Below are 26608 nucleotides of genomic sequence, written 5' to 3'. Positions count from 1 at the left end.
CGAACAGGACAGTGAAACGACTTTGCGCCGATGATAGTGCGGGTTCCCGTGTGAAAGTAGGTCATCGTCAGGCTCTTACAGCCCAGAAAACCCCAGTCTCATAAAGACTGGGGTTTTTTGCTTTGGGCGTGACGCTAATGCAATGGAGGATGGCTTCGAGAGCGTTGCATGCCGACTCTCTGGACACTGAAGCTACACGGCCAAAGGCTCCCGCCCGAGACAAGCCCCTTGGATCGCATCGCGCGCACAGCGCTAGTGCTTAGACGTCCAGTCTTCTGCCTTCGCAAAACACCAGCAATTCGCTTTTACCAAACGCTGTCCAGGTTTCATTGGTCGTCAGCGGGCTCGTCACAATCACGGCCACTTCGTCTTTTTCATTGGTTTCCCGGGAAAAGTCGAGGCTGACGTCTTCATCACTCAGTTGCGCCTGTCCAAACGGATACCGGCGCTCTAGGTAGTACAAGCTGGTAGTCGCATGGGACCATAGCGCCTGACCATTCGAGAGCAAGAAATTGAAGGTGCCGTGGGGGCTGATCCGTGCGGCCAGCTCTTTCAGCGTCAAAGTCAGTTCCGGGACGGACGGCACACTGGCATGGGACTTTGCCAACTCCTGCATGATCCAGCAAAAAGCATGTTCGCTGTCGGTGTCGCCCACCGGGCGGAAATGCGAGTGGAGGCGGGGGCGGAAATCCTTCAAATCGCCGTTGTGGGCAAAAACCCAATAGCGTCCCCAGAGTTCACGCACGAAGGGGTGGCAGTTTTGAAGGCTGACAACGCCCTGGGTCGCCTTGCGGATGTGGGCGATGACGTTTTTGCTTTTGATCGGGTATCGGCGGATCAGCTCTGCCACCGGGGATTCCACCGCTGCCTGATGGTCTACAAAATGCCGTAGGCCTTTGTCTTCAAAAAAGGCGATGCCCCATCCATCGCTGTGGTGATCCGTCTTTCCTCCCCGTTGCGCAAATCCCGTGAAGCTGAAGGTCACGTCGGTGGGAACATTGCAATTCATGCCGAGCAGTTGGCACATGGGGAGATTCCGTTTCTCTGAAGTCTTGGCGGTGCAGCCAGATCATGCCCGATGCGGTCCAGCGAAGGCGATGGCGATAGGTGGCCCGTTTAACGGGGCTTGGCTTCCCGCAGTTGCCAGGCGGCTACTAACGCCAGCAGGCACAACAAGGTCAGCATCAAAAAGGTTTCGCCGAAGGCAGTGATACGGGCCGGGCCGCTGGCGCCCGCGACCAGCGAGGCGCCATGGGCGCTCAATCGCCACTCCAGGACGATGCCACACAGGCTGACGCCGGCTGCCCCGCCCAGCATGCGCAAGAAGCCGATGGTGCTGGAGCCCTGCGAGATAAGTGATTTGTCCAGAGGCCGCATGGCCCCGAGGTTCAACGAGGGCAGGATGAAGCCGAGACCAATGCGGCCCAAAATTGCAAACGCCACCAGCATCCACAATGAAGAGCCTAAGCCCACAAACACCATGAGTCCAAACGAAAGCGCCAGCAAGCTCAGTCCGATGCTGACCAGAAAATGGGTGGGCTGGCGGTCGGCAAGCCGGCCCACCACCGCGATGGTGATGGCAAGGACAAATCCTGCTGGCAGCATGAGCGTACCCACATGTGATGCCGACAAGTCCAACCCCAACTGCATGAACACTGGCAGCAGATAGGTGGACCCGAACAAGGCCGTACCGTAGATGAATGCCACCACGCTGCCCATGGCGAACTGGCGGTACTGAAACAGGCGCAGATCCATCAGCGGCTTGCGGCCCATGCGCAGCAACTTGCGCTGCCAGGTGATGAAACACCCGACAGCCACCACCGCGCCCGACAGCAGGCCAAGTGCTTCGGCCACGGAGCCGCCATGCAGAGACACCAAGCCATTGAGCAAGCACAGCGTACCCACAGTGCCCAGCAGGAGCCCGCGCCAGTCCAGCGCCTCACCTTGGCGGTTGGCCTCGACGCCGCCGGGGGCGGTGACGGGCACAAACCTGTAAGCCAACCAGATGGACGCAAGGCAAAGCGGCACCACCATGAAAAAAATCGAGCGCCAGCCAAACCAGTCCACCAGCAAGCCGCCGATGCTGGGCCCGATGGCGGGTGCCAGTACAACGCCCATGCCGAAGATACCGCTGGCGCGGCCCTGCTCATGGGGTTTGAAGGCGTAAAGAATGATGACGGCCGGGATCGGTTGAACAACGCCTGCCGCCAGGCCCTCCGCCACCCGGGCGACCAGCACCAGGCCGAAATCCTGGGCGAGTCCGCCGCCAATGCCACCCGCCAGCAGCAGCAACATGGCGCCCACGTAGGTGGCGCGGTACCCGTAGCGCGACAGCAGCCAGGGCGTGGTGAGCATCGAGACTGTGGTGGCCACCATGAAGCCCGAGGTGACCCACTGCGCGCGTTCCTGGCCCAATGTGAAATAGTGGCTCATGTCGGGGATGGCCACGTTCACGATGGTGGACGACATGATCGACGCCATCGTTCCCACCATGACCGACAGCAGCACCAACCAGCGGTAGCGCTCTCCGTAGCGCTCCCGCAAAACGGACAGCGAGCCTGCTTGGGTCATGGCGTCGCGTGCGTCAAATTTCTGAAACAGTGCGAGGGCGAAAACGCTAAGAGCCGCTCAGGTGCGCTCGGACCAGAGCTTGCCGCCCGTGGCCCAGTTTTCGCGCTTGATATCGGTGATGAGAATGTCCACCGACTCGGGCGAGCCGCCCAGGATTTCAACGGAAACGCGGGTGATTTCCTCCACCAGCTTCTTCTTTTGTTCGACCGTGCGGCCTTCCATCATTTCGACGTGGTACGTGGGCATTTCAGCTTCCTTGCAGTAGGGGTGGTTGCACAAACAAAAAACAAAGGCGAAATCATATCGACGCGGGCTGCTACGACGGTGCAAGCGGCGGCGACGACGGAGAGGGCGGCCTCCCGCGTGATCCGCAGGCCGGGCAGATACAGGTCTTGCCCCGTTGTTCGGGCCGCAGCGCGACCAGCGCCTCGGGGGCAACGGACCCGGGGGCCATGCACCAGCAACTCTCGGCTGGCTGTCCGGCGGCAATCGCGCAGAGGTTTGGCTGCCCGCACAGGGGGCAGACGGATGCGGTGGGCGCATCGGTAGCGCTACTAGCGCTGGGCGAAGGGGAAGTCATGGCGGATTCGGCTTGCACTCGGGTGGCCCGCCACGGGGGTGGGCGTGCCGAGGTGCAGTGTACGGCGCAAGCACATACCCCGCTGCGGAGCGAAGCTGGTTGAACCCTCTGCCATGGGCCGATTCCCTCGACCTGTCGCACGTTCGTAAACCAACTTTGGTTTGTGCGCAGCGAGGTTGAGATGGGTTGAAAGAAGACTTTAAACAAAAATAGCTGCTAGCGCTTTACTATCAAGCGCAAGCAGCTATCAAAAACGGAGCGGCCGCCCCATTGAAGCGCGCGCGATGCCCACGCGCGCGCCACCGCCTGCTGCTCAGGCGGCCTGCGCCGCCTTCAGCCTCAGGCGCCAGGCGTGCAGCAGCGGCTCGGTGTAGCCGCTCGGCTGCTCTTCGCCCTTGAGCACCAGGTCCAGCGCTGCACGGTAGGCGTAGCTGGTGTCAAAGTGGCCCGCCATCGGCTGGTACAGCGGGTCGCCCGCGTTTTGGCCATCGACCACGGCGGCCATGCGCTCGAAGGTCTCCTTCACCTGGGCATGCGTCACCACGCCGTGCAGCAGCCAGTTGGCCATGTGCTGGCTGCTGATGCGCAGCGTGGCGCGGTCTTCCATCAGGCCCACGTTGTGGATGTCGGGCACCTTGGAGCAGCCCACGCCCTGATCCACCCAGCGAACCACGTAGCCCAGGATGCCCTGTGCGTTGTTGTCCAGCTCCTGCTGCTTTTCAGCGTCTGTCCAGTTCGGGTTGGCGGTGACGGGGATGGTCAGCAGGCCGGTCAGCAGGTTGTCGCGCTCGGCATTCACGTCGGTCTTTTCCAGCTCGATCTGAATGTCGCTCACCTTCACCTGGTGGTAATGCAGCGCGTGCAGCGTGGCGCCCGTGGGGCTGGGCACCCAGGCGGTGTTGGCACCGGCCTTGGGGTGGGCGATCTTCTGCTTGAGCATCTCGGCCATCAGGTCGGGCATGGCCCACATGCCCTTGCCGATCTGCGCCTTGCCGCGCAGCCCACATGACAGGCCCACCAGCACGTTGTTTCTCTCGTACGACTGGATCCAGACGCTAGTCTTCATGTCGCCCTTGCGCACCATGGGGCCTGCGTGCATGGCGGTGTGCATCTCGTCGCCCGTGCGGTCCAGGAAGCCGGTGTTGATGAACGCCACGCGGCTCGATGCGGCAGCGATGCAGGCCTTGAGGTTGACGGACGTGCGGCGCTCTTCGTCCATGATGCCGAGCTTGACGGTGCTGTCGGGCAGGCCCAGCAGCTTCTCGACACGGCCGAAGAGTTCAGCGGCAAAGCCTACTTCGGCGGGGCCGTGCATCTTGGGCTTGACGATATAGACGCTGCCCTTACGGGAGTTGCGAATTCCGTTGGCGCCATGGCCTTGCAGGTCGTGCAATGCGATAGCCGTTGTGACCACTGCATCCATGATGCCTTCGGGGATCTCGCGCTGCGTGCCCTGCGCGTCGGTCCACAGGATGGCCGGGTTGGTCATCAGGTGGCCCACATTGCGCAGGAACATGAGCGAGCGGCCATGCAGGCGCACTTCTCCGCCTTGGGGGGCCGTGTAAACACGGTCAGGGTTCAGCCCGCGCGTGAAGGTCTTGCCGCCCTTGGCGACCTGCTCGGTCAGCGTCGCCTGGATGATGCCCAGCCAGTTGCTGTAGCCCAGCACCTTGTCTTCGGCGTCCACGGCGGCCACGGAGTCTTCCAGGTCCAGGATGGTGGAGAGGGCCGCTTCCAGCACCAGGTCGCTCACGCCCGCAGCGTCGCTCTGGCCGATGGGGGTAGACCGGTCGATCTGGATATCCAGGTGCAGGCCGTTGTGCTGCAGCAGCACCGATGAAGGCGCTGCTGCGCTCCCCTGGTAGCCCTTGAACTGCGATGCGTCCTTGAGGCCCGTGGTGCTGCCATTGGCCAGTGACACGACCAGCTGGCCGCCTTCCACCTTGTAGCCCGTCGAATCCTTGTGGGAGCCAGCAGCCAGCGGCGCCGTGTCGTCCAGCACCTGGCGCGCAAACGCAATCACCTTGGCGCCGCGCACGGGGTTATAGCCCTTGCCCTTCTCGGCGCCGCCTTCTTCGCTGATGGCGTCCGTGCCATACAGCGCGTCATACAGGCTGCCCCAGCGGGCGTTGGCGGCGTTCAGCGCATAGCGGGCGTTCAGGATGGGCACCACCAGCTGCGGGCCCGCCTGCGTGGCCAGCTCGTCGTCCACGTTGGCGGTGGTGGCGCGCACGTCAACGGGCTGGGGCACCAGGTAGCCGATCTTTTCAAGAAAGCTGCGGTAGGCCACCATGTTTTGGATGGGGCCGGGATTGGCCTTGTGCCAGGTATCGAGCTCGGTCTGCAGCCGGTCGCGCTCGGCCAGCAGGGCGATGTTGCGCGGGGCCAGGTCCGACACGATGGCGTCAAAGCCCTTCCAGAAGGCGGCGGCATCAACACCCGTGCCGGGCAGCACCTTGTCTTCGACAAAGCGGTACAGGGAGGTGGCCACTTGCAGGCCGTGGATTGCGGTGCGGTCGGTCATGAGGGTGCCTAAAGAGTTGAGTTGTTGAAACGTGGATCAAAGAAATGTCGGACCTTGGCGAGAAGGCCATGGACAGACTGTATTGCAAATTTTTGCCCACATAAATACGCTGAAAAGCTCGAAACCAGTGACTTTTACGCAAAACTGGCGACATTCCGTAGTTGCACGGAATGGCGCACCGGCCGGTTAAGCACTACGCTGCGCGAAGAGCCAGGGCGGCCCCGCAACCTATTGCGAGGCCGTGACCTGGCTCATAAAAATAACCCCACCGGGAGACAAATCCATGCAGGCACCCTTGGCCGCTGGCGCGCTGAACGCTGCCTACAAGAACAAGATCGTCAGCGCCGCCGATGCGGTGCAGCTCATCCACGACGGCGATACCGTGGCCACGGGCGGCTTTGTGGGTATCGGCTTTGCCGAGAGCATCGCCGTGGCGCTGGCCCAGCGCTGGGAGTCCACGCAAACCCCGCGCGACCTCACGCTGGTCTACGCCGCAGGGCAGGGCGATGGCAAGCAGCGTGGCCTCAACCACCTGGGCCACGCGGGTCTGCTCAAGCGCGTGATCGGTGGGCACTGGGGCCTGGTGCCGCGCATCCAGAAGCTGGCTGTGGACAACCAGATCGAGGCCTGGAACCTGCCCCAGGGCGTGATCACGCATTTGTTCCGCGACATCGCTGCGGGCAAGCCCGGCACGCTCACGCGCGTGGGTCTCGATACCTTTGTGGACCCGCGCCGCGGCGGCGGCAAGCTCAACGCGCGCACCACCGAAGACCTGGTGCGCGTGCTGCCCATCGACGGGCAGGACTACCTGTTCTACAAGGCCTTCCCGATCCATGTGGGCATCATCCGCGCGACCACAGCCGACGCCGACGGCAACCTCACCATGGAGCGCGAGGCGCTCACGCTCGAAGCGCTGGCGATTGCCATGGCCGCGCGCAACTCGGGCGGCGTGGTCATTGCGCAGGTCGAGCGCATCGCCGAGCGTGGGTCGCTCAACCCCCGCCAGGTCAAGGTGCCGGGCGTCCTGGTCGACGCCGTGGTGCTGGCCACCGAGCCCGCGCACCACCACCAGACCTTTGCCGAGCCCTACAGCGCAGCGTTTGCGGGCGAGCTGCGTGTGCCCGTGGACACCCTGGAGGCGATGCCACTCACCGAGCGCAAGATCATCGCCCGCCGCGCGGCGCTGGAGCTGCGCCCGCACCAGGTGGTGAACCTGGGGATAGGCATGCCCGAGGGCGTGGCCAATGTGGCGGCCGAGGAGCGCATCATCGACCTCGTCACGCTCACGGCCGAGCCCGGCGTGATCGGCGGCATCCCGGCGGGTGGCCTGAACTTTGGCGCGGCCGTGAACCCGCAGGCCATCATCGACCAACCCAACCAGTTCGACTTCTACGACGGCGGTGGTCTCGACATCGCCATCCTGGGCCTCGCGCAGGCCGACCAGCACGGCAACCTCAACGTGAGCAAGTTCGGGCCGCGCCTGGCGGGTGCGGGTGGCTTCATCAACATCAGCCAGAACGCTAAGACCGTGGTGTTTGTCGGCACCTTCACGGCAGGCGCGCTGCAGGTCGAAGCGGTGGACGGCCACCTGCACATCCTGCACGAAGGGGGCGCACGCAAGTTCGTTCGCGAGGTGGAGCACCGCACCTTCAGCGGCGCCGAAGCCCTGCGGCGCGGCCAGCGAGTGCTGTATGTGACGGAGCGCTGCGTGTTCCGCCTCGTGCCCTCGGGCGATGCGGAGGGCAGCGGCGCGCTGGAGCTGATCGAGCTGGCGCCCGGCATCGACCTGTACCGCGACGTGCTCGCCCACATGTCCTTCACGCCGCGCATCAGCCCTGGTTTGCAGACCATGGATATGCGCCTGTTCGAGCCCGGCCCGCTGGGCTTGCGCGAGCAGTTGCTCAACCGCCCGCTGGTGCAGCGCTTTGAGCTGGACGCCGCACGCCAACTGCTGCACATCGACTTCTCGGGCCTGCAGATCAACACCGCCAGCACCATCGACGCCATCGAGCAGGAGGTGCGCGGCCTGCTCGCCCCGCTCGCCGCACAGGGCGAGCGCGTGGGCGTGATCGTGAACTACGACCACTTCACCATCGCGCCCGACCTGGCGGATGCCTACACCGCCATGGTGCAGGGCCTCACGCGCGACCACTACGCGGAGGTCAAGCGCTACGGCACCGTGGGGTTTCTCAAGTCCCGATTGACTTGATTGCTATATTAATAATAGCTATCAAGGCAATGTGGTCGTGCGCAAGAGCCTGTTTTTGCTTCAGATTTTTCAGTCACTGGGCGACGCCGCGCTGCAGCGGCCGGGTGCAGGCCCCCGCGTAGATGTCTCCATAATCACCGCCCATGGACAAACTCAAGGCCTTCGAATCCTTTGTATCGGTGGCCACGCGCGGCAGCCTCACTGCAGCCGCCAAGGCCGAGGGCGTGGCGCCCGCCATCATGGGCCGTCGGCTGGATGCGCTCGAAGAGCACCTGGGCGTGAAGCTCTTGGTGCGCACCACCCGCCGCATCAGCCTCACGCACGAGGGCAGCGCGTTCCTGGAAGACTGCCAGCGCCTGCTGTCCGACGTGGCCAATGCCGAGGCCAGCGTGTCCGAAGGCGGCGTCAAGGCCACAGGCCATTTGCGTATCACCGCCCCGGCTGGTTTTGGCCGCCGCCATGTGGCGCCGCTGGTGCCGCGTTTCCGCTCGGCGCACCCCGATGTGACCATCTCTCTCAACCTCAGTGACCGCGTGGTGGACCTGGCGGGCGAAGGCTTTGACTGCGCCGTGCGCGTGGGCGATTTGCCCGATTCGTCGCTGGTGAGCGTGCGCATTGCCGACAACCGCCGCCTGTGCGTGGCCACACCCGAATACCTGGCCCGGCGCGGCACCCCGAGCGCCCCGGCCGAGCTGGTGCAGCACGACTGCCTCACGCTCTCCAGCGACGCCTCGCAGACGCGTGGCTGGGCGTTCAGAGTGCCGCACGCCGATGGCTCCACCGAGGTCATGCACCTCAAGCCCGGCGGGCCGCTCGACTGCTCCGACGGCCAGGTGCTGCACGACTGGTGCCTGGGCGGCTGGGGCATCGCCTGGCGCAGCACCTGGGAGGTCGAGGCCGAGATCGCCGCCGGCCGACTGGTGGCGGTACTGGAGGACTTTGCCGCCCCGCCCAATGGCATCTACGTGGTGTTCCCCCAGCGCAAACACCTGCCGCTGCGCGTGCGGCTGTGGATCGACTTCCTGAAGCACCAGTACGCGCAGCCCGCGTTCTGGAAAGGGGAATGACTCCCCCTGAGGCGCTGCGCGCCATCCCCCTGAGGGGGACGCCTCCGGTGGCCCGGCAAAGCCGGCTCCACGGTGGCGTTCGCCGGGCCGCGCCCCACTCGGTGGCTGGCTGTCGGGCGACCTGTGGTGCAGGGTGACGGCTCCCCGTGGCAGACTGCGCACTCCATGTCCACCGCGCCCACGCTCCTCGTTGCTGACGACCACCCCCTGTTCCGTGCTGCCGTGCTGCATGTGCTGCAGGGGCGTCTGCCGCAGTTCCGCACGCTGGAGGCCGCCAGCGCTGCCACCCTGGGCCAGATGCTGCAGGAGCACCCGGAGATCGAACTCGTGCTGCTGGACCTGAGCATGCCCGGCACGCGCGGCTTCTCGGCCCTGCTGCATGTGCGCGGCGAATACCCCGAGCTGCCCGTGGTCATCATTTCGTCCAACGACCACCCCCGCGTCATCCGCCGCGCCCAGCAGTTTGGCGCGGCAGGCTTCATCCCCAAGTCCGCGCCTGCCGACGCCATGGGCGACGCCATCCAGGCCGTGCTGGACGGCGGCAGCTGGTTCCCGCCCATGGCGGCCGAGCGCTCCGAGGCCGACGCCGAACTGGCCGCGCGGCTCGCGCAGCTCACGCCCCAGCAGTTCCGCGTGCTGCTGTGCCTGGCCGACGGCCTGCTCAACAAGCAGATTGCGAGCGCGCTGGGCCTGGCCGAGAACACGGTGAAGGTGCATGTCACCGCCATCCTGAAAAAGCTCGCGTGCTACAGCCGCACGCAGGCGGCGGTGCTGGTCAAGAGCCTGGAGGCGGAAGGGGTGGAGCCGGATTGATGGGGTGGTTTTTGAGAAAAATAGGCTCTAGCGCATATTAGATAAGCGCAAGCAGCTATGAAGAGAGGAGTGAGGGAATGGATTACCCAGCGCTGCAAGCCAGGCTGCGCAGTTTTGCCGCAGCCCGGGATTGGCAGTCTCGCCACACACCCAAGAACCTGGCCATGGCGCTGACGGTGGAGTCGGCTGGGCTGCTGGAGATGTTCCAGTGGACGACGCTGAGCGAATCGCGGGGTGTTGTGCGCGATCCCGCCCACAAAGAGCGCGTGGCCCATGGGATTGCCGACGTGCTGCTTTGCCTGTTGCAACTGGCAGACCACGCAGGGGTGGACCTTCCAGAAGCCGTGGAGCACACTCTGCGTGCAAAGACGCTAGAACATCCACCCAAGCACCCGGAACTGGAGCCTCCCATACCCGCTGCCGTCGTGGCCGGCGTATGCGCCCCCACAACCCCTGCGACCCCCAGAGTGCACCTGCTCGTTGATTGGGAAAACGTGCAGCCCAAGGGCGATGAACTCAAGGCGCTGGTGCCGCAAGGCACGGATGTGTGGCTGTTCCATGGCCCACATCAGACGGTGGATCCTGCGGGGCACCAACAGGCTTACGGGGCAGAGCAGGTGACGCAGGTTCCGAGAACGGGGGCGGGCAGGAACGCGCTGGATTTTCAACTGGCTTACTACGTTGGATACATCTCGGCCCGTCAGCCGGAGGGCACGTTTGTGGTCGTATCCAACGACCAGGGTTATGAACCCATGTTGGAGCATGCGCGGGAGTTGGGGTTTCATGCGCAGCGGTGTGGGTTTCGCAGGATGCCGACGCCGCCCACCGCATCCATAGCGCAGAAGTCCGCGCTCTTGCCGCAGCCAGAGCCTCCATCGGCGGCAACCCATGCGGTGGAGGCGACGGTCAAGACCACAGCAAAAGCTTTAGCACGACGGCCTCCGACTGCAAAAGCTGCACCGGTCCGCACCCAGGCCACGCGGGCGGACATGCAGCAACTGCTGGCCCAACTGGATGGGCTGGCTTCACCCCACCGCCCCGTGCAGAAGGATGCGTTGTTGGTGCTGCTGCAAAGCTGGTTGGGCGAGTCCAGTGCCCGGTCGCCGCGCACATCGCACGCCTTGGCCCAGTTGCAAGCTCGAAAGCGGGTGGTGGTCAAGGGCGAGGCGGTGTCCTATCCGCCCGTGGCGGCGGCCCAGCCTGTGGCGAAAACCTCCGCCGCTAAGACTGCTCCTTCAAAGGCGGGGACTGCAAAGAAAGCATCCACTTCCAAAGCGCCCGCACAACCGCCAGTGCCTAAGAAATCCGCCGCTTCAGCCCCACCCAAGGCACTCGTCCCGGCCGCTGGCAAGACTTCTGCAAAGGCTACGCAACCACCCACCGCAGCCCAGGTGGCGCGGGCGGTGCTGGTTAGCCTTCTGAAGATGTCCAAGAACAAGCCTCGGCAACGCTCTGGCTTGCTCAAGCACATCCAGACCCACGCCGCGCGGGCAGAAGACCCGGTAGCCATGGCGCAGCGTGTGCTGAGCTTGCTGGAGGCGCGCAAGGATGTGGCCACCGCATCGGATGGCAAAGGGATTACCTACTTGACATTGAAATAGGTGCGCGGCGCTTGTCCATCAAGCGCTTAAGGCTATTAAAAATGCAGCATTAAGGCGTACCTTGCTGCAACCTCAGCAGCGTCTGGCTCACCAGCGCCCGCAGCGCGGGTGCGCGCACCGGCTTGGCCAGAAAGCCCCAGCCGCGTTCGGCGGCCTGGCGGCGCAGGGTGGCGTCACGTTCGGCGGTGACCAGGATCACGGCGGGGGCCTGGCCCCAGCGCTGGCACAGCTCCGTGTAGACATCGGGGCCATGGTGGTGGCTGCCCAGGTGCACGTCCAGCAGCACCAGCTGGGGCGCCTGGCCGGGTTGGGCTGCGGCCAGGGCCTCGGGCGCGCCAGCGGCTAGCGGCACCGTGCACCCCCAGCGCTGCAGTAGGGCCTGCGTGGCGGCGCAGGTAGGGCCGTCGTCCTCAATCACCCAGGCACTGCTGCCTTGCAGGGGGGCGTCGTCGGCGGGTTGCTGCGTGGTGGCGGGGGGCGCAGCCTGCTGCGCGGCGGCGGGGTTGCCCAGCGGCACACACACCCAGAACACGCTGCCGCGCCCCAGTTGCGAGCGCAGGCCAATGTCGTGCCCCAGCAGGCGGCCCAGGCGTTCGACGATGGCGAGGCCCAGGCCTGCGCCCCGGTCGTCGGCGCGGCCTTCGTCCAGGCGGCGGAATTCTTCGAAAATTTCACGCTGCAGAGCCTCGGGGATGCCGGGGCCCTGGTCATGCACTTCGATGCGCAGGTGGTCATTGCCCACCCTGCGGCAGCCCACCACGATGCGCCCCCGCCGGCTGTAGCGGATGGCGTTGGAGACAAAGTTCTGCAGGATGCGGCGCAGCAGGTTGTCGTCGGTGCGCACCACGGCGCGCGTGGGCACGCAGCGCAGTTGCAGGCCCTGGCTTTCGGCCAGCACGCCAAAGTTGTGGCCCAGCACCTGCAAGAGTGGCCCTAGGGCCACGTCGTGGATGTGCACATCGAACTGGCCCGATTCCATGCGCGAGATGTCGAGCAGGCTGTTGAGGATGGCGTCCTGCGCGGCCAGGGCGCCGTCGATGCTGTCCACGGCGTGCCGTTCGGCGTCGCCTGGCAGATGGCTGCGCAGCAGCGAGGTGAACATGCGCGCGGCGTTCAGGGGCTGCAGCAGGTCGTGCACGGCGGCGGCCACAAAGCGGGTCTTGGAGCGGTTGGCCTGCTCGGCCTCGCGCCGCGCGGCGTCCAGGTCGCGGGTGCGGTCGGCCACGCGCTGCTCCAGCGCATCGGCCAGCGATCGCAGCTCGCGTGCGGCGTTCTTGTAGCTGGTGATGTCGGCGTAGCTGGTCACAAAACCGCCTTCGGGCAGCGGATTACCCCGGATCTCCAGCACCGTCCCGTCGTCCTTGGCGCTTTCGTGCAGGTGTGGCGTGCCGCTGCGCAGGTGGGCCAGCCGCCGTTCGATGGCCTCATCCACCGGGCCGGGCCCCAGCAGGCCCCGGCGCGCGTTGTGGCGCATCAGGTCGGCAATGGGCTGGCCCACGCGCATCAGGTCTGCCGGGAAGCGAAACAGCTGCACATAGCGCGAGTTCCAGGCCACCAGGTCCAGGTCGGCGTCGATGATGACCACGCCCTGCGGCAGATGTTCCAGGCTGCGCGAGAGGCCCGTGTCGGTCTGCTGGGCGGCCTGCTGCGCCGCCTGCACGATGCCGTCCTGCGCGGTGCGCAGCTCCAGGGCGTGCTGGCGCAACACGGTCTCCAGCTCCTGGCGGCTGCGCTGGCGCAGGCTGGACAGGCGCTGGCGCTGGCGCACAAACAGCACGAGCAGGCCCAGCGCCAGCCAGCCGCCCGCGCCTGCCGCAGCGGCCCAGCGGCTGTCCGCGAAGCTGCTGTGTGTCTCGTGCAGCAGGTGCAGCTGCCACGGGGTGCCGGGCAGGGGCTGGGTCCGCCACAGCACGCGGCCGGGCAGGGCAGGGGCCTGCACGCTGACCAGCCGACCGCCAGTGTCCAGGGCTTCCACCACGCGGACTTCCAGCGGGCGCAGCGGCTGGTCGGCGTACTGCCGGGTGGCGTTCAGCTCGCGGCGTTCCTCATCGTCCAGTGGCTCCAGCAGGCGGTAGCGCCACGCATCCTGGCTGGCCAAAAAAACCACGCCATGCGCGTCCGACGCCAGCACGATGTCGGTGGTCTGCAGCCACTCGCGTTCCAGCTCCTGCAGCGCGATCTTGATGGCCACCAGCCCCAGCGTCTGGCCATGGTCGTCGTGGATGGCCTGAGACAGAAAGTAGCCCGGCTCACCCGTGGTCACGCCAATGCCATAGAAGCTGCCGCGCCCCTGGGCCAGCGCCTGCTGCACGTAGGGGCGAAAGCTGTAGTCCACCCCCACATTGCTGGTGGCCGTGCGCCAGTTGCTGGCGGCCACGGCCAGGCCGTCGCGGTTGAGCAGGGTAAGGGTGGAGGATTGGCTGGCACCGTTGGCCTGCTCCAGCTTGCGGTTGAGCTGCTCCCCATCGGCCGCACTCAGTGGGTGGGTCAGCGCGTTGCGCAGCTGTGCATCCAGCGCCAGCACTTCGGGCAGGGTGCGGTAGCGGTCGATGCGCTGGGCCAGGGCCTGGCCGTAGAGCGCCAGTTGGCCCTGCACGCTGCGGTTTTCTTCCTGCAGTGAACGCTGCCAGGACCATTGGCCGGCGATGAACATGCTGCCCACCATGCCCCCAAGCAGGATCAGCAGGGTCCAGAATTTTCGGAGGCGGGGCGTCATCGTCATGGGGAAAATTTGTTCCTGGCGCGGTCCGTAGGCTGGGATGTTGCGGGGAGCGAGTGTGCCGCATCCCGGCCAGGTGCTAGGTGTTTTCCCTATATTGGGGCAAGCGGCGCCCTATGGCGGTGCCCCTGACTAATACCAATAGGTTATCGGCTCAAACAGCGTGCGGCGGTACAAACGGCACCCTCGACGCACCCCGGTGGTGCAGTCCTTCGTGATTTCAGGAGACCTCCATGCACGCCATTTCCGCCCCCACAGCCCACCCCGTGCGGCTGCCTTTTTACCGGCAGCTGTATTTCCAGGTGGTGCTCGCCATCGTCCTGGGTGTCTTGCTCGGGCATTTTGAACCCGCCTATGGCGAGGCGCTCAAGCCGCTGGGAGACGCATTCATCAAGCTGGTCAAGATGATCATCGCCCCGGTGATCTTCTTGACCATCGTCACCGGCATCGCGGGCATGTCACAGCTCTCCACCGTGGGCCGCGTGTTTGGCAAGGCCATGGCGTATTTCCTGTTCTTCTCCACGCTGGCCCTGGTGGTCGGCCTGGTGGTGGCCAATGTGGTGCAGCCCGGCGCGGGCATGAACATCAACGTCGCCGATCTGGACCAGACGGCCGTGAAGAGCTACGTGGCCAAGTCGCACGAGATGACGCTCACCGGCTTTGCCATGGACATCATCCCCAAGACGCTGGTCAGCCCTTTTGTGGGCGACAACATCCTGCAGGTGCTGCTGGTGGCCGTGCTGTTTGGCGTGGGCCTGGCCCTGGTGGGTGAGGCGGGCCGTCCGGTGCAGCATTTTCTGGAAGCGCTGACCACCCCCGTGTTCAAGGTGGTGGGCATTGTGATGAAGGCCGCGCCCATCGGTGCGTTCGGCGCCATGGCGTTCACCATCGGCAAGTTTGGCCTGGGTTCGCTGGTCAATCTGGCCTGGCTGGTGGGCTCGTTCTACATCACCTCGCTGCTGTTCGTTGTGGTCATCCTGGGCTTTGTGGCCCGGCTGTGCGGCTTCTCGGTGTTCAAGCTGTGCCGCTACCTCAAGGCCGAGCTGATGCTGGTGCTGGGTACCTCATCCTCCGAATCGGCCCTGCCTTCGCTGATGGAGAAGATGGAAAAGGCCGGTTGCAGCAAGTCGGTGGTGGGCCTGGTGGTGCCCACGGGCTACTCGTTCAACCTGGACGGCACCAACATCTACATGACGCTGGCCGCGCTGTTCATCGCCCAGGCCACCAACACCGAACTGACACTGGGCCACCAGGTGGCGCTGCTTCTGGTGGCGATGCTCAGCTCCAAAGGCGCAGCAGGCGTGACCGGTGCAGGCTTCATCACCCTGGCCGCCACCCTGGCCGTGGTGCCTGAAGTGCCGGTTGCCGGCATGGCGCTGATTCTGGGTGTGGACCGCTTCATGAGCGAATGCCGCTCGCTGACCAACTTTATTGGTAACGCCGTGGCCACCGTGGTGGTATCCCGTTGGGAAAACGCGCTGGACCATGAGCGCCTGGATGCCGCGCTGAACGGTCATCCCCTGCCCGCCCCGGCCACTGCCATGGCTCCGGTGGTGCCTGCGGATGTGCCCGCAGGCGCGATGGCCCGCACGGTGGCCTGATCGCGTCCGCTCCGGTGTTCGGTCAAAGCGGCGCAGGCCCTCGGGTCCGCGCCGTTTTTTTTGGGGGGACGCAATGCGGTGGCACACATACCGGCATGCCGCGTTGCGCGGCGGTCGCGAAATTCCTCAAGCAAAATGGCGGCCACCCGGGTTTCAGAAAAGCAGCGCGCACTGAGGTCCTGGGTTTTGCAAAGGAAACCCCCATGACCCTCGAAGCCGTCCTCGCCGCCCTGCACCTGGTGGCCATCCTGACCTTTGTGGTCTTTTTATCGAGCCAGGCGGCGCTGTGCCGCATGGAGTGGATGAACGCTGCTGTGGTCGAGCGTCTGGCGCGGCTGGATGTGATCTACGGTGTGGCGGGGGCGCTGATGATCGCCAGCGGCGTGGCCCGTGTCCTCTGGGGCATCAAGGGGGCTTCGTGGTATCTCTCGCAGCCGCTGTTTCACATCAAAATCACCATCATTCTGGTCATGATTCTCCTGTCCTTCTGGCCTTCGCTGGTGTTTCGCCGCTGGCGCCATGCGCTGCGCAGCACGGGGGCACTGCCTGACGCGCTGGAGGTGAAAAAAGTTCGCCGCCTCGTGATGATCCAGTCCCACGTGTTGCCCGTGGTGGCGGTGATCGCGGTGTTCTGGGCGCGGGGCTGGTAGGCGTCGCAAGAAAGACGTTCCGCCCAGAAAAAAGCCGCTGGCCCTCACGGGCAGCGGCTTTCTTTGTTTTGGCAGGGCTTATTTGTTCTTCAAGCATTCGCTCATGAAGGCCTTGCGCTCGTCGCCCTTGAGCGTCTTGGCTTTTTCGTCGGCGTTGCAGGCCTTCATCTTGTTTTGCTGGGTTTCTGGCTTGTTGCTCAGGCAGGTCTTCATGAAAGCCTTGCGCTCGTCGCCCTTCTTGTCCGCCGCTTCCGCATTGCAGGTGGCCATGCGGGTCTGCTGCTTGGTGGGCGCGGCGGCCGATGCCGCAGGCGCTGCCGGCGTGGCGGGGGTTGCTGCCGTGGCCGGGGCGGCGGCCTTGGCTCCGGCGGCAGGGGCGTCGGCAGCGTGGGCTGCGCCGAACGAAAGGACCAGGCTCAGGGCTGTCAGGGAGAGAAGCTTGTTCATAGGGGCTCCAGTAGAGTGTGGCATCTGACGCAACCTGCGTCGGATTGCCCGATTACAACGTATGCCCTGGAGACGGGGCTGACACGCCGCAGGCCAGGCCATGATTCTTTACGATCTGTTGCGTACTGGCTGCGCAGGGCTGCTTTGGCGGTGCTGGCGGCATGCTCGGTCAGCGCCCCGGCCCGGCCCCGTAAAATCCGCCGATGCTCACAGCCAAAAATGAATTGCTCGCTGCGCTTGCAGCCGAGCTGGAAGTCCTGTCCCCTGGCGCTGGCGCCAAGGCGGCGTTTGAATCCCCCAAGGTGGCGGCCCATGGCGACTTCGCCTGCACCGCCGCCATGCAACTGGCCAAGCCGCTCAAGCTCAATCCCCGCGCCTTGGGTGAACAGCTCAAGGCCGCACTGGAGGCCACGCCCGCCTTCACCCGCTGGGTGGATGCCATTGAAATCGCCGGACCGGGCTTTCTGAACATCCGCTTGAAGCCCGCCGCCAAGCAGGAAATCGTGCGCGAGGTGCTGGCCGCTGGCGAGCGTTTCGGCTATCAACCCGACAACGGCCAGCGCGTGCTGGTCGAGTTTGTCTCGGCCAACCCCACCGGCCCGCTGCACGTGGGCCACGGCCGCCAAGCTGCTCTAGGCGATGCCATCTGCAACCTGTTCAGCACCCAGGGCTGGAAGGTGCACCGCGAGTTCTATTACAACGACGCGGGCGTGCAGATCGATACGCTGACCAAGAGCACGCAGCTGCGCGCCAAGGGCTTCAAGCCCGGCGACGACTGCTGGCCCACCGACAGCGACAACCCGCTGGCCAAGAACTTCTACAACGGTGACTACATCGCCGACATTGCCGAGGCCTTCAAGGCCAAGGCCACGGTGAAGGCCGACGACCGCGAGTTCACGGCCAACGGCGACGTAGAGGACTACGACAACATCCGCCAGTTCGCCGTGGCCTACCTGCGCAACGAGCAGGACAAGGACCTGCAGGCGTTCAACCTGCACTTTGACGAGTACTACCTGGAGTCCAGCCTGTACACCAGCGGCCGCGTCGAGGCCACGGTGAACAAGCTCGTCGCCAATGGCAAGACCTACGAGCAAGATGGCGCGCTGTGGCTGAAAAGCACGGACTACGGCGACGACAAGGACCGCGTCATGCGCAAGCAGGACGGCTCCTTCACCTACTTCGTGCCCGATGTGGCGTACCACATCGCCAAGTGGGAGCGTGGCTTCACGAAGGTCGTCAACATCCAGGGCACGGATCACCACGGCACCATTGCCCGCGTGCGCGCGGGCTTGCAAGCGGCCGACGTGGGCATTCCGCAGGGCTACCCCGACTATGTGCTGCACACGATGGTGCGTGTGGTCAAGGGCGGTGAAGAGGTCAAGATCAGCAAGCGCGCAGGCAGCTATGTCACGCTGCGCGACCTGATCGAATGGACCAGCAAGGACGCCGTGCGTTTCTTCTTGCTCTCCCGCAAGCCCGATACCGAGTACACCTTCGACGTGGATCTGGCCGTGGCGCAGAACAACGACAACCCCGTGTACTACGTGCAGTACGCGCATGCCCGCATCCAGTCGGTGCTGCGCGCGTGGCAAGAGGCTGGCGGTGGCAACGTGGCTTCGCTGCACGACGTTGATCTGTCGGCTCTCGAAGGCCCACAGGCCCAGGCGCTGATGCTGCAGCTGGCCAAGTACCCCGAAATGCTCACGGCTGCGGCCGACGGCGAAGCCCCGCACGATGTGACCTTCTACCTGCGCGACCTTGCCGCCAGCTACCACAGCTACTACGACGCCGAGCGCATCCTGGTGGACGACGAGGCCGTGAAGAAGGCTCGCCTGGCGCTGGTCGCCGCCACCGCGCAGGTATTGCACAATGGCCTGGCCGTGCTGGGCGTGTCGGCTCCAGCCAGAATGTAAGCAGTCACTATGAAGAAACAACAGACGGGCGGGACCATCGTCGGCTTTATCGTTGGGGTCATCGTGGGCCTGGGCGCTGCCTTGGCTGTGGCGGTGTACGTGACCAAGGTGCCGGTGCCCTTCCTCAACAAGGGCAATGGCCGGGGCGTGGACATGGACGCCGCCGAGACCCAGAAGAACAAGAACTGGGATCCCAATTCGCCTTTGTATGGCAAGAACCCGGCTCGCCCGGCAGCCCCGCCCGCTGTGGCTGCCTCGGCGCCCACCCCGGCCGCGCCGGATGCGCGGGCTGTGGCATCGGCGCCCGCACCCAAGCCCGCTGCCAGCAAGCCCGAGGCCAAGGCTGAAACCAAGCCCGGCGCCGACCCGCTGGGCGATCTGGCCGTGGCCAAGGCTGCTGCCAAGGGCAATCTGGACCCGTTCGACTACTTTGTCCAGGCCGGGGCTTTCCGCACCCAGGCGGACGCCGATGCGCAGCGCGCCAAGCTGGCCATGCTGGGCTGGGAGGCCCGCGTGAGCGAGCGTGAGCAAAATGGCCGGGCGGTGTTCCGCGTGCGTGTGGGGCCGTTCACCAAACGCGACGACGCCGAGCAGCTCAAGGAGAAGCTCGATGGCGCCGGTCTGGAGTCGGCGCTGGTGCGCGTGCAGCGCTGATGCGCCAAGCTTCGGGTGGCTGAACTTTTTGCGGGGGCATGGCTCACATCCCCCAGACCTGTAACAGGAGAGTCTTTGTCATGAAACGCCGTGAGTTTTCTTTGTCCGCCGCCTCGGCGGTTGCCGCTTCCGCCCTGACGTTGCCAGTGGCCACCCCCGCGCTGGCTCAGGCCCGCCAGTTCAAGGAGGGCAAGGACTTCCGGCGGCTGGACAAGCCGGTAGCGCCCGACGCGCCTGCGGGCAAGGTCGATGTGATCGAGTTCTTCTGGTACAGCTGCCCCCACTGCAACGCTTTTGAACCCGCGCTCGACGCCTGGGTCAAGGCCGCCCCCAAGGACCTCTCCGTCCGTCGTATGCCCGTGGCCTTCAACGCGAGCTTTGTGCCGCAGCAGAAGTTGTACTACGCCCTGGAAGGCATGGGCAAGCTCGAAGCCCTGCACGCCAAGGTGTTCCGCGCCATCCATGTGGAAAAGCAGAAGCTGGCCAAGGACGACGAAATTTTTGCCTGGGTGGCCCAACAGGGTGTGGACGCCACCAAGTTCAAGGAAATCTACACCTCGTTCAGCGTGTCCAACCAAGTTCGCCGTGCTTCGCAACTGCAGGACGCCTACGGTGTGGAGGGCGTGCCCTCGATGGGTGTGGCGGGCAAGTTCTACACCGATGGCACCATGGCGGGCAGCATGCAAAACGTGCTGCAGGTGGTGGAACATTTGGCGACAGTGGCCCGCAAAGGCTGACGGTTTTCGCCCGGCCGCCGGTTCCCATTGGCAAAAGCCCGCACATGCGGGCTTTTTTCATGGAGGAACGCGACGGGGTGGCTACAATGATTGCAAGATTCGTGCCCTATGAACCATCGCCTCCTTCCGATCCTCCTGCTCGCGGCCCTGGCCTGCACCTTCGGTGTGGCCCATGCCGAAAAGGCCGACCGCGCCAAGCCCATGAACATCGAGGCGGACGCTTTGCGCCACGATGAACTCAAGCAAACCAGCGTGTTCTCTGGCCGCGTGGTCATGACCAAGGGCTCCATCGTGCTGCGCGGCGCGCGGCTGGATGTGCGCCAGGATGCCGATGGCTACCAGTACGGCGTGGTCACGGCAGAGCCCGGCAAGCGCGCCTTCTTCCGGCAAAAGCGCGACACCCTGCCGGGAGCACCCGACGAGTTCATCGAAGGCGAGAGCGAAGTCATCGAGTACGACGGCAAGGCCGACAACGTGCGCTTCATCACCCGTGCCGAGCTGCGCCGCTACCGGGGCGCTGTGCTCAGCGACGAGATCACGGGTGCCGTGATTGTCTACAACAACCTGACCGACGTGTTCTCCGTGGACGGCAAGCGCACCGCCACCAACGCTGCGGGCGATACCCCCGCACCGGGCAGCCGCGTGCGCGCCGTGCTGGCCCCCAAAGATCCACCGCCCGCTGCGGCGGCCCCCGAGGCGGCGTCCCCGGCCTCAGCCCCGGCGCTGCGCCCCAGCAACAGCCTTGGCGGCGGCGCCAAGTGAGTGGGCCCGCTGTGAGTACCGGTCCTGACACTCAGGCGGGTAGCCGCCTGGGGCCTGATTCCCAGGCGGGCAGCCGCCTGGAGGTGCAGCACCTGGCGAAGTCTTATGGCAGCCGCAAGGTCGTCAAGGACGTTTCGCTGGTCGTGCAAAAAGGTGAGGTCGTGGGGCTGCTCGGCCCCAACGGCGCGGGCAAGACCACCTCGTTCTACATGATCGTGGGCCTGGTGCGCAGCGACGAGGGAGACATCCGCATCGACGGCCAATCGGTGGCCCACATGCCCATCCACCGGCGCTCGCGCCTGGGCCTGTCGTACCTGCCTCAGGAAGCCTCGATCTTTCGCAAACTCACGGTCGAAGAGAACGTGCGCGCCGTGCTGGAACTGCAGCGTGGTGATGACGGTCAGCCGCTCTCGCGCGACGCCATCGAGGAGCGCCTGACGGCCCTGCTCCAGGAGCTGCGCGTGGACCACCTGCGCGCCTCGCCCGCCATGGCCCTGTCCGGCGGCGAGCGCCGCCGCGTCGAGATTGCCCGGGCCCTGGCCACACAACCGCGTTTCATCCTGCTGGACGAGCCCTTTGCCGGCATCGACCCCATTGCCGTGATCGAGATCCAGCGCATCATCGGCTTCCTGAAGGCGCGGGGCATTGGTGTGCTCATCACCGACCACAATGTGCGCGAAACCCTGGGCATCTGCGACCACGCCTTCATCATCAGCGATGGCCGCGTGCTCGCGCAGGGCACGCCGTCCGAGATCGTGGACAACGCCGAGGTACGACGTGTTTACCTTGGCGAACACTTCAGGATGTGATGAAGCCTGGACTCTCGCTGCGCGTCTCGCAGCATCTTGCATTGACCCCCCAGCTTCAGCAGTCCATTCGGCTGCTGCAGTTGTCCACGCTCGAACTCTCGCAGGAAGTCGAGCAGATGCTCGACGAAAACCCGTTCCTCGAACGCAATGCCGACGAAGCTCCGCGCGAGGAGTTTGGGCTCGAAGCCGCCGACACGCCCGCGCAGCCCGATGAGTACAGCGCCGATGATGCTATATTTTCAGGAGCTAGCAGCGCAAGCAGCACAAGCGCTGAAGGCCAAAATGATGCTGAAACGCCGAGTGCTGGCGCTGACGAGCCTGACTGGAGCGGTGACGGCACGGTAGAAATGGCGCCCAACGACGCGGAGTGGGGCGGGGATGCGCCCGCCCGCAACCGCAACGACTCCGAAGGCGACGAGGCCGACGCCACCGAGCTGGCCCGTTCGCATGAATCGCTGACCGCCTTTTTGCACCGTCAGGCACTGGCGCTGCGCTTGTCAGAGATTGACCGCGCAGCGCTGCGTTTTCTCATTGAATCGCTCAACGACGACGGCTACCTCGAAGAGCCGCTGGAAGAGCTGGCCATCAGCCTGGCCGGGCCGGACGACCTGGAGCAAATCGAAGAGCTGGTGCACCGCTTCACCGTGGCCCAGCGCCTGCTGCAAAGCTTGGAGCCCACCGGCGTGGGTGCGCGCAACCTGGCCGAATGCCTGACGCTGCAGCTCACGGCGCTGGCTGCCGACGAGGACAGCGATGCTGACCCCGACACGGTGCAGACCGCGCTGCGTATTTGTCAGCAGCCGCTGGAGATGCTGGCCCGCCGCGACATCCGCCGCCTGACGCAGCTGTGTGGCGACGGCGAAGAGCGCACCCGCGCCGCCATGGCGCTGATCGCTCGCCTGGAGCCTCGCCCCGGCCGTCGCTTTGCCGACGTGGAGCGCAACATCATCATTCCCGATGTCATCGTGCGCAAAGCCGGGCGCGCTAACGGCCGCGACGGCCAGCACAACTTCATCGTCAGCCTCAACCCCGATGTGATGCCGCGCCTGCGCGTGCACGACATCTACGCCGGTGCCCTGCGCGGCCACAAGGGCGGCGAGGGCCACCAGGGCATGCAGCAGCGCCTGCAGGAGGCCCGCTGGTTCATCAAGAACATCCAGCAGCGCTTTGACACCATCCTGCGCGTCTCGCGCGCCATCGTGGAGCGGCAAAAAAGCTTCTTCACCCACGGCGAGTTGGCCATGCGCCCGCTGGTGCTGCGCGACATCGCCGACGAACTGGGCCTGCACGAATCCACCATCAGCCGCGTGACCACCGCCAAATACATGGCTACGCCAATTGGCACGTATGAGCTGAAGTACTTCTTTGGCTCCGGCCTGGGTACCGAGACCGGCGGCAACGCATCCAGCACCGCCGTGCGCGCGCTCATCAAGCAGTTTGTGGCCGCAGAAAGCCCCGCCAAGCCGCTGTCCGACAGCCAGATCGCCGAGATGCTCAAGGAACAGGGCATCGAGTGCGCACGCCGCACCGTGGCCAAGTACCGCGAAGCGCTCAAGATCGCGCCGGCCAACCTGCGCAAGGCGCTGTAGGTACCCCGGTTGGGGGCGCATGGCTCGCCCTGTTTGAATTTTTCGTTTTTCTATCCGCCACCCCACCATGGCCCGCATCGTCTTCGACCTCCCCCCGCACTTTGGCTTTGCCACCGAGCTGCAGATCTACATCAGCCACGTCAACCAAGGCGGGCACCTGGACAACGCGCAACTGCTGAGCCTGGTCTCTGAAGCGCGGGTGCGCTTCTTCCAGTCGCTGGGCTACCCCGAGGCCGACGTGGGCGGGCTGTCCATCGTGGTCGGCGACATCGTGGCGCAGTACAAGTCCGAAGGTTTCCACGGTGAAACCATGCGCGTGGAGATGGCGCCTGCGGACTTCAACCGCTATGGGTTTGACCTGGTCTTTTGCATGACCGAGAAGACCTCAGGCCGCGAGGTGGCGCGCGGCAAGATCGGCATCGTCTTCATCGGCAAGGCCGACCGCAAGGTGGCGCCGATCCCCGAATCCATCCGCCAATTGCTGCTGGCCCGCGCGGGAACGCCGGATTCCCACGCATTGTCTGAGCGCGTATCCTCCCCATCGACATGAACCAACTCCAACTTTTTCTCCCCTGCGCCGCTGGTGTGGAGGGCTTTCTGGCCGATGAGGTGCATGGCATCACCGGCCTCACGGGGCAAGACCTGCTGGTCGGCCGCGGCGGCGTGCTGCTGCGCGCCTCGTGGCGCGAGGCGCTGCTGCTCAACCTGCACAGCCGACTGGCCCAGCGCGTGCTGGTGCAGCTGGCGCACCGCCCTTACCGCTCCGAGAACGATCTCTATGCCATGGCCAGCGACGTGGCCTGGGAAATCTGGTTCAGCACGCGCCAGACCTTCAAGGTCGAGGTGACCGCCCAGCACAGCCCGCTGCAGAGCCTCAACTTCGCAGGTCTCAAGGTCAAGGACGCGGTGGCCGACCGCTTCCGCGCCAAAAGCGGGGTGCGCCCCGACGTGAACACCCAGTGGCCCGATGTGCGCATCCACCTGCACCTGACCACCGACGAGGCCACGATCTACATCGACACCTCGGGCGAGCCGCTGTTCAAACGCGGCTGGCGCGAAGACAAGGGCGATGCGCCACTGAAAGAAACCCTGGCCGCCGCCATGATTGCCGCCAGCGGCTGGGACCCGCATGGCGACAACCCCCAGCCGCTGTACGACCCCTGCTGCGGCAGCGGCACCATCGTGATCGAGGCCGCGCAGATCGCCTGCCGCATTCCGGCCGGCATGCTGCGGCGCTTTGCGTTTGAGAAGCTGCTGCCGTTCCAGGCCCATGTCTGGGATGCTATTAAAAACGAAGCTGAAAGCGCAATACAGGCAAGCGCTGTGCCCCTGTTTGGCAGTGATGTGGCCTTCCGCATGGTCGACTTTGCGCAGCGCAATGCTGAGCGCGCAGGCGTGGCCGATGCCGTGCAGCTGCGCGGCGGCGACGCCCTGCAGCGCATGCCACCGTGCGACCAGCCTGGCGTGATGCTGCTCAACCCGCCCTACGGCGAGCGCATTGCTGCAGCCGGTGCCGCGGGCCGCAACGCCAGCGAGCGCGCCGCCGACCGCGCCCAGGGCATGGCCGTGGGCCGCGAAGAGGCGCAGACCGAGGATGGCGGCGAATTCTTCAGCCAGCTGGCCTCGCACTGGAAGAAGAACTACGCTGGTTGGCAGGCCTGGATGCTCACACCCGACCTCAAGCTGCCCGGCAAGATGCGCCTGAAAGAATCGCGCCGCGTGCCGATGTGGAACGGCCCCATCGAATGCCGCCTCTTCCGCTTTGACATGATCAAGGGCGCGGTGCGCGACCGTGCTGCAAAACCCGCCCCTGACAACGACCCGCGCAATGCAGGTTGAACTGCGCCTGCCCGCCGAGGCTGCACCGGGCGAACCCGCTCGTCCTGTGGTGGTGGACACCAACGTCGCGCTGGATCTGCTGATCTTCAGCGACCCGCGCACCGCCCCCCTGCGCGCACTGCTGGCCCAAGGGCGCCTGGCCTGGATAGCGACCCAGGTCATGCGCGACGAACTGGAGCGCGTGCTGGCCTATCCGCACATCGTTGGGCGCATGGACTACTACCGCGTGGATGCAGCGCAGGTACTCGCTGCATTTGATGCGCAGGCGCGGCTGGTGGAGATCGCGCCCAAGGTGCCCTATGTCTGCAAGGACGCGGACGACCAGAAGTTCATCGACCTGGCGGCGGCACACCGGGCGATTTTGCTGAGCAAGGACAAGGCGGTGATTTGTATGCGCAAGCGTTTGATGAATTTCGGGGCGGATGTGGCGACTGCGCTGGTGCTGGAGGCGGGGGTAGCAGCACTTGCGGTTTGATAGGCCTGCCAAGTCTTCGACAAGATCGTGGGGACTGTTACCCTCCGATGATCGTTTGTCACCGCCCATGAGTTCAAGGCGGCACTTCCTCTGGCATACCGCTGCCGCTGCTGCTGTCTCATTTTTTACGAGGCCGTCTTTGGCTCAAAGTCTTCCGTCGTCAATCCTTCGTGAGCTCCCCTGGTCTTTTTCTGAGCCGTCTTGCCAGGATGTGGAGACTTTGCTCTCAGCCCTGCGTGAGTACAGCAGGAGCATTGGACACAGCCTGGATGAGCAGGAGCTCCAAAGGCAGTTTCCGGGCAGGACGTTGGACGTGACCTATGCGTACTGGGTTCGGGATAACGGTGGCGTTTGGACCGAATTGAGCGCTACGGTTCAGATTCGCAGGGACCACAACCCAACCTATGCAGAGGTGCTTTTCCTTTTGCACCAGGAGGCAGCGCACCTGCTGGCTGACCAGGATCGCCATTTTTTTGAGGGGCTGGTGCTGTCTGCAGATCCGTTGTCAGACACGCCAAGGTACGAAATGCTGCTGGGAAGTTGATCGTAAGTTTGGTGGGGTGGATGGGCGCAGTCGGACCTGCCACGTTGGCAATCCAAGCCCTGGAAATCAGGACATCAAAGCCTTCTTCAAATACACCAGCTGAAATCCCTGGATGTAGTTGTCGATGTGCCCAAACTCCTCATAGCCCTGCTTAAGATAGAACTCGCGCGCCTGCCACTCAAAGGTGTTCAGCGTCACGCTGTGCGCGCCCAGGTTGCGGGCTTTCTGTTCTGCCGTGGCCAGCAGGTTGCGGCCCACTCCATGGTGCCGGGCGGCTTCGTCCACAAACAGCAGTTCCACGTTCAGCCATTCCAAAAACACGAATCCGCGCAGCCCGCCCACCAATTCGCCCTGGGCGTCACGCGCGCTCACCCACACCGGCTGGGACTGGCCGTACTCACCGACGAACCCGTAGTTGAACTGCCGCATCCGACGGCCTAAGACGCCGGAGTGAACTTCTTCTGCTGTGGGTGTGTAGATCTCAAAGTCGGTCATTGCGGAAGT

The 26608-nt window shown here is 64.9% G+C and carries 24 protein-coding genes; 16 read left to right on the top strand and 8 right to left on the bottom strand.

Annotated features, from left to right (window positions below):
• Positions 1–259 precede the first annotated feature (259 nt).
• The 5 genes from KW832_RS22955 to KW832_RS22935 form a co-directional block, all read right to left on the bottom strand.
• Positions 260–1027, bottom strand: a complete 768-nt coding sequence (locus tag KW832_RS22955; protein ID WP_055397964.1) for a class II glutamine amidotransferase — start codon at positions 1025–1027, stop codon at positions 260–262.
• An 89-nt stretch (positions 1028–1116) separates the two neighbouring features.
• Positions 1117–2571: a DHA2 family efflux MFS transporter permease subunit gene (locus tag KW832_RS22950; protein WP_218301415.1), complete on the bottom strand. Its 1455-nt coding sequence runs from the start codon at positions 2569–2571 to the stop codon at positions 1117–1119.
• A 57-nt stretch (positions 2572–2628) separates the two neighbouring features.
• A complete protein-coding gene (locus KW832_RS22945) occupies positions 2629–2817 on the bottom strand; it encodes a 4-oxalocrotonate tautomerase (RefSeq protein ID WP_010466444.1) in 189 nt (62 codons plus the stop codon).
• A gap of 70 nt (positions 2818–2887) precedes the next feature.
• On the bottom strand, positions 2888–3151 hold the full coding sequence (locus KW832_RS22940; protein WP_218301416.1) for a cysteine-rich CWC family protein: 264 nt from the start codon (positions 3149–3151) through the stop codon (positions 2888–2890).
• Positions 3152–3464: 313 nt separating this feature from the next.
• A complete protein-coding gene (locus KW832_RS22935) occupies positions 3465–5675 on the bottom strand; it encodes a malate synthase G (protein ID WP_218301417.1) in 2211 nt (736 codons plus the stop codon).
• Between the two features lie 283 nt (positions 5676–5958).
• Between KW832_RS22935 and KW832_RS22930 the strand changes: the two genes are divergently transcribed.
• The 4 genes from KW832_RS22930 (at position 5959) to KW832_RS22915 (ending at position 11365) form a co-directional block, all read left to right on the top strand.
• The gene (locus tag KW832_RS22930; protein WP_218301418.1) at positions 5959–7884 is read left to right on the top strand and encodes an acyl CoA:acetate/3-ketoacid CoA transferase; all 1926 of its coding nucleotides are present in this window, start codon (positions 5959–5961) and stop codon (positions 7882–7884) included.
• Positions 7885–8027: 143 nt separating this feature from the next.
• Entirely contained in the window at positions 8028–8951 is a 924-nt protein-coding gene (locus KW832_RS22925; protein WP_218301419.1) for a LysR family transcriptional regulator, read from the top strand.
• A 165-nt stretch (positions 8952–9116) separates the two neighbouring features.
• Entirely contained in the window at positions 9117–9764 is a 648-nt protein-coding gene (locus tag KW832_RS22920) for a response regulator transcription factor (RefSeq protein WP_218301420.1), read from the top strand.
• A 77-nt stretch (positions 9765–9841) separates the two neighbouring features.
• Positions 9842–11365 carry a nucleotide pyrophosphohydrolase gene (locus KW832_RS22915; RefSeq protein WP_218301421.1) on the top strand — a complete coding sequence of 508 codons (1524 nt, stop codon included), beginning with the start codon at positions 9842–9844 and terminating at the stop codon, positions 11363–11365.
• A 49-nt stretch (positions 11366–11414) separates the two neighbouring features.
• Here KW832_RS22915 and KW832_RS22910 read toward each other — a convergent pair whose 3' ends face one another.
• Positions 11415–14087 (bottom strand): PAS-domain containing protein, encoded by a 2673-nt coding sequence (locus KW832_RS22910; RefSeq protein ID WP_370628767.1) that lies wholly within the window; start codon positions 14085–14087, stop codon positions 11415–11417.
• A gap of 230 nt (positions 14088–14317) precedes the next feature.
• On the opposite strand from KW832_RS22910, the gene KW832_RS22905 reads away from it, so the two are divergent.
• A complete protein-coding gene (locus KW832_RS22905) occupies positions 14318–15685 on the top strand; it encodes a dicarboxylate/amino acid:cation symporter (RefSeq protein ID WP_218301422.1) in 1368 nt (455 codons plus the stop codon).
• Positions 15686–15888: 203 nt separating this feature from the next.
• Positions 15889–16335: a DUF2214 family protein gene (locus KW832_RS22900; protein WP_218301423.1), complete on the top strand. Its 447-nt coding sequence runs from the start codon at positions 15889–15891 to the stop codon at positions 16333–16335.
• A 78-nt stretch (positions 16336–16413) separates the two neighbouring features.
• Here the strand turns inward: KW832_RS22900 and KW832_RS22895 are convergent, their stop codons facing one another.
• Positions 16414–16782, bottom strand: a complete 369-nt coding sequence (locus KW832_RS22895) for a PsiF family protein (protein WP_055397983.1) — start codon at positions 16780–16782, stop codon at positions 16414–16416.
• Positions 16783–16985: 203 nt separating this feature from the next.
• On the opposite strand from KW832_RS22895, the gene argS reads away from it, so the two are divergent.
• From argS to KW832_RS22845, 10 genes are all read left to right on the top strand, one after another.
• Entirely contained in the window at positions 16986–18695 is a 1710-nt protein-coding gene (gene argS, locus KW832_RS22890) for an arginine--tRNA ligase (RefSeq protein WP_218301424.1), read from the top strand.
• Between the two features lie 9 nt (positions 18696–18704).
• Positions 18705–19349 carry an SPOR domain-containing protein gene (locus tag KW832_RS22885; protein WP_055397987.1) on the top strand — a complete coding sequence of 215 codons (645 nt, stop codon included), beginning with the start codon at positions 18705–18707 and terminating at the stop codon, positions 19347–19349.
• 80 nt (positions 19350–19429) lie between these two features.
• Complete coding sequence (locus KW832_RS22880; RefSeq protein WP_218301425.1) at positions 19430–20086, top strand: thiol:disulfide interchange protein DsbA/DsbL; 657 nt, start codon at positions 19430–19432, stop codon at positions 20084–20086.
• Between the two features lie 108 nt (positions 20087–20194).
• On the top strand, positions 20195–20848 hold the full coding sequence (lptA, locus tag KW832_RS22875; RefSeq protein ID WP_218301426.1) for a lipopolysaccharide transport periplasmic protein LptA: 654 nt from the start codon (positions 20195–20197) through the stop codon (positions 20846–20848).
• An 11-nt stretch (positions 20849–20859) separates the two neighbouring features.
• Positions 20860–21657 carry an LPS export ABC transporter ATP-binding protein gene (gene lptB, locus KW832_RS22870; protein ID WP_055402495.1) on the top strand — a complete coding sequence of 266 codons (798 nt, stop codon included), beginning with the start codon at positions 20860–20862 and terminating at the stop codon, positions 21655–21657.
• A complete protein-coding gene (locus tag KW832_RS22865) occupies positions 21657–23246 on the top strand; it encodes an RNA polymerase factor sigma-54 (RefSeq protein ID WP_121421449.1) in 1590 nt (529 codons plus the stop codon). The genes lptB and KW832_RS22865 overlap by 1 nt, the downstream gene beginning before the upstream one ends.
• A 67-nt stretch (positions 23247–23313) precedes the next feature.
• Positions 23314–23796 (top strand): thioesterase family protein, encoded by a 483-nt coding sequence (locus tag KW832_RS22860; RefSeq protein WP_055402488.1) that lies wholly within the window; start codon positions 23314–23316, stop codon positions 23794–23796.
• A complete protein-coding gene (locus KW832_RS22855) occupies positions 23793–25085 on the top strand; it encodes a class I SAM-dependent RNA methyltransferase (RefSeq protein ID WP_218301427.1) in 1293 nt (430 codons plus the stop codon). The genes KW832_RS22860 and KW832_RS22855 overlap by 4 nt, the downstream gene beginning before the upstream one ends.
• Positions 25075–25560: a putative toxin-antitoxin system toxin component, PIN family gene (locus tag KW832_RS22850; protein ID WP_218301428.1), complete on the top strand. Its 486-nt coding sequence runs from the start codon at positions 25075–25077 to the stop codon at positions 25558–25560. Before KW832_RS22855 ends, KW832_RS22850 begins: the two co-directional genes overlap by 11 nt.
• A 313-nt stretch (positions 25561–25873) precedes the next feature.
• Positions 25874–26104, top strand: a complete 231-nt coding sequence (locus tag KW832_RS22845; protein WP_218301429.1) for a hypothetical protein — start codon at positions 25874–25876, stop codon at positions 26102–26104.
• A gap of 66 nt (positions 26105–26170) precedes the next feature.
• Here KW832_RS22845 and KW832_RS22840 read toward each other — a convergent pair whose 3' ends face one another.
• Positions 26171–26599 (bottom strand): N-acetyltransferase, encoded by a 429-nt coding sequence (locus KW832_RS22840; RefSeq protein WP_218301430.1) that lies wholly within the window; start codon positions 26597–26599, stop codon positions 26171–26173.
• Between the last annotated feature and the right edge of the window lie 9 nt (positions 26600–26608).

It is taken from the genome of Acidovorax sp. sif0632 (assembly GCF_019218805.1).
Taxonomy (GTDB): Bacteria; Pseudomonadota; Gammaproteobacteria; order Burkholderiales; family Burkholderiaceae_C; genus Acidovorax; species Acidovorax facilis.
Note: the sequence above shows the minus strand (reverse complement) of the source record. Positions and strands in the feature narration are given on the sequence as shown.

Coding starts and splice junctions, on each gene's coding strand:
- KW832_RS22865 (WP_121421449.1), top strand. CDS start 21,657: ATGAAGCCTGGACTCTCGCTGCGCGTCTCGCAGCATCTTGCATTGACC.
- KW832_RS22860 (WP_055402488.1), top strand. CDS start 23,314: ATGGCCCGCATCGTCTTCGACCTCCCCCCGCACTTTGGCTTTGCCACC.
- KW832_RS22930 (WP_218301418.1), top strand. CDS start 5,959: ATGCAGGCACCCTTGGCCGCTGGCGCGCTGAACGCTGCCTACAAGAAC.
- KW832_RS22940 (WP_218301416.1), bottom strand. CDS start 3,151: ATGACTTCCCCTTCGCCCAGCGCTAGTAGCGCTACCGATGCGCCCACC.
- lptA (WP_218301426.1), top strand. CDS start 20,195: ATGAACCATCGCCTCCTTCCGATCCTCCTGCTCGCGGCCCTGGCCTGC.
- KW832_RS22880 (WP_218301425.1), top strand. CDS start 19,430: ATGAAACGCCGTGAGTTTTCTTTGTCCGCCGCCTCGGCGGTTGCCGCT.
- KW832_RS22885 (WP_055397987.1), top strand. CDS start 18,705: ATGAAGAAACAACAGACGGGCGGGACCATCGTCGGCTTTATCGTTGGG.
- KW832_RS22910 (WP_370628767.1), bottom strand. CDS start 14,087: ATGACGATGACGCCCCGCCTCCGAAAATTCTGGACCCTGCTGATCCTG.
- KW832_RS22895 (WP_055397983.1), bottom strand. CDS start 16,782: ATGAACAAGCTTCTCTCCCTGACAGCCCTGAGCCTGGTCCTTTCGTTC.
- KW832_RS22840 (WP_218301430.1), bottom strand. CDS start 26,599: ATGACCGACTTTGAGATCTACACACCCACAGCAGAAGAAGTTCACTCC.
- KW832_RS22920 (WP_218301420.1), top strand. CDS start 9,117: ATGTCCACCGCGCCCACGCTCCTCGTTGCTGACGACCACCCCCTGTTC.
- KW832_RS22900 (WP_218301423.1), top strand. CDS start 15,889: ATGACCCTCGAAGCCGTCCTCGCCGCCCTGCACCTGGTGGCCATCCTG.
- KW832_RS22915 (WP_218301421.1), top strand. CDS start 9,842: ATGGATTACCCAGCGCTGCAAGCCAGGCTGCGCAGTTTTGCCGCAGCC.
- KW832_RS22855 (WP_218301427.1), top strand. CDS start 23,793: ATGAACCAACTCCAACTTTTTCTCCCCTGCGCCGCTGGTGTGGAGGGC.
- KW832_RS22850 (WP_218301428.1), top strand. CDS start 25,075: ATGCAGGTTGAACTGCGCCTGCCCGCCGAGGCTGCACCGGGCGAACCC.
- KW832_RS22905 (WP_218301422.1), top strand. CDS start 14,318: ATGCACGCCATTTCCGCCCCCACAGCCCACCCCGTGCGGCTGCCTTTT.
- argS (WP_218301424.1), top strand. CDS start 16,986: ATGCTCACAGCCAAAAATGAATTGCTCGCTGCGCTTGCAGCCGAGCTG.
- KW832_RS22950 (WP_218301415.1), bottom strand. CDS start 2,571: ATGACCCAAGCAGGCTCGCTGTCCGTTTTGCGGGAGCGCTACGGAGAG.
- KW832_RS22945 (WP_010466444.1), bottom strand. CDS start 2,817: ATGCCCACGTACCACGTCGAAATGATGGAAGGCCGCACGGTCGAACAA.
- KW832_RS22955 (WP_055397964.1), bottom strand. CDS start 1,027: ATGTGCCAACTGCTCGGCATGAATTGCAATGTTCCCACCGACGTGACC.
- KW832_RS22925 (WP_218301419.1), top strand. CDS start 8,028: ATGGACAAACTCAAGGCCTTCGAATCCTTTGTATCGGTGGCCACGCGC.
- KW832_RS22935 (WP_218301417.1), bottom strand. CDS start 5,675: ATGACCGACCGCACCGCAATCCACGGCCTGCAAGTGGCCACCTCCCTG.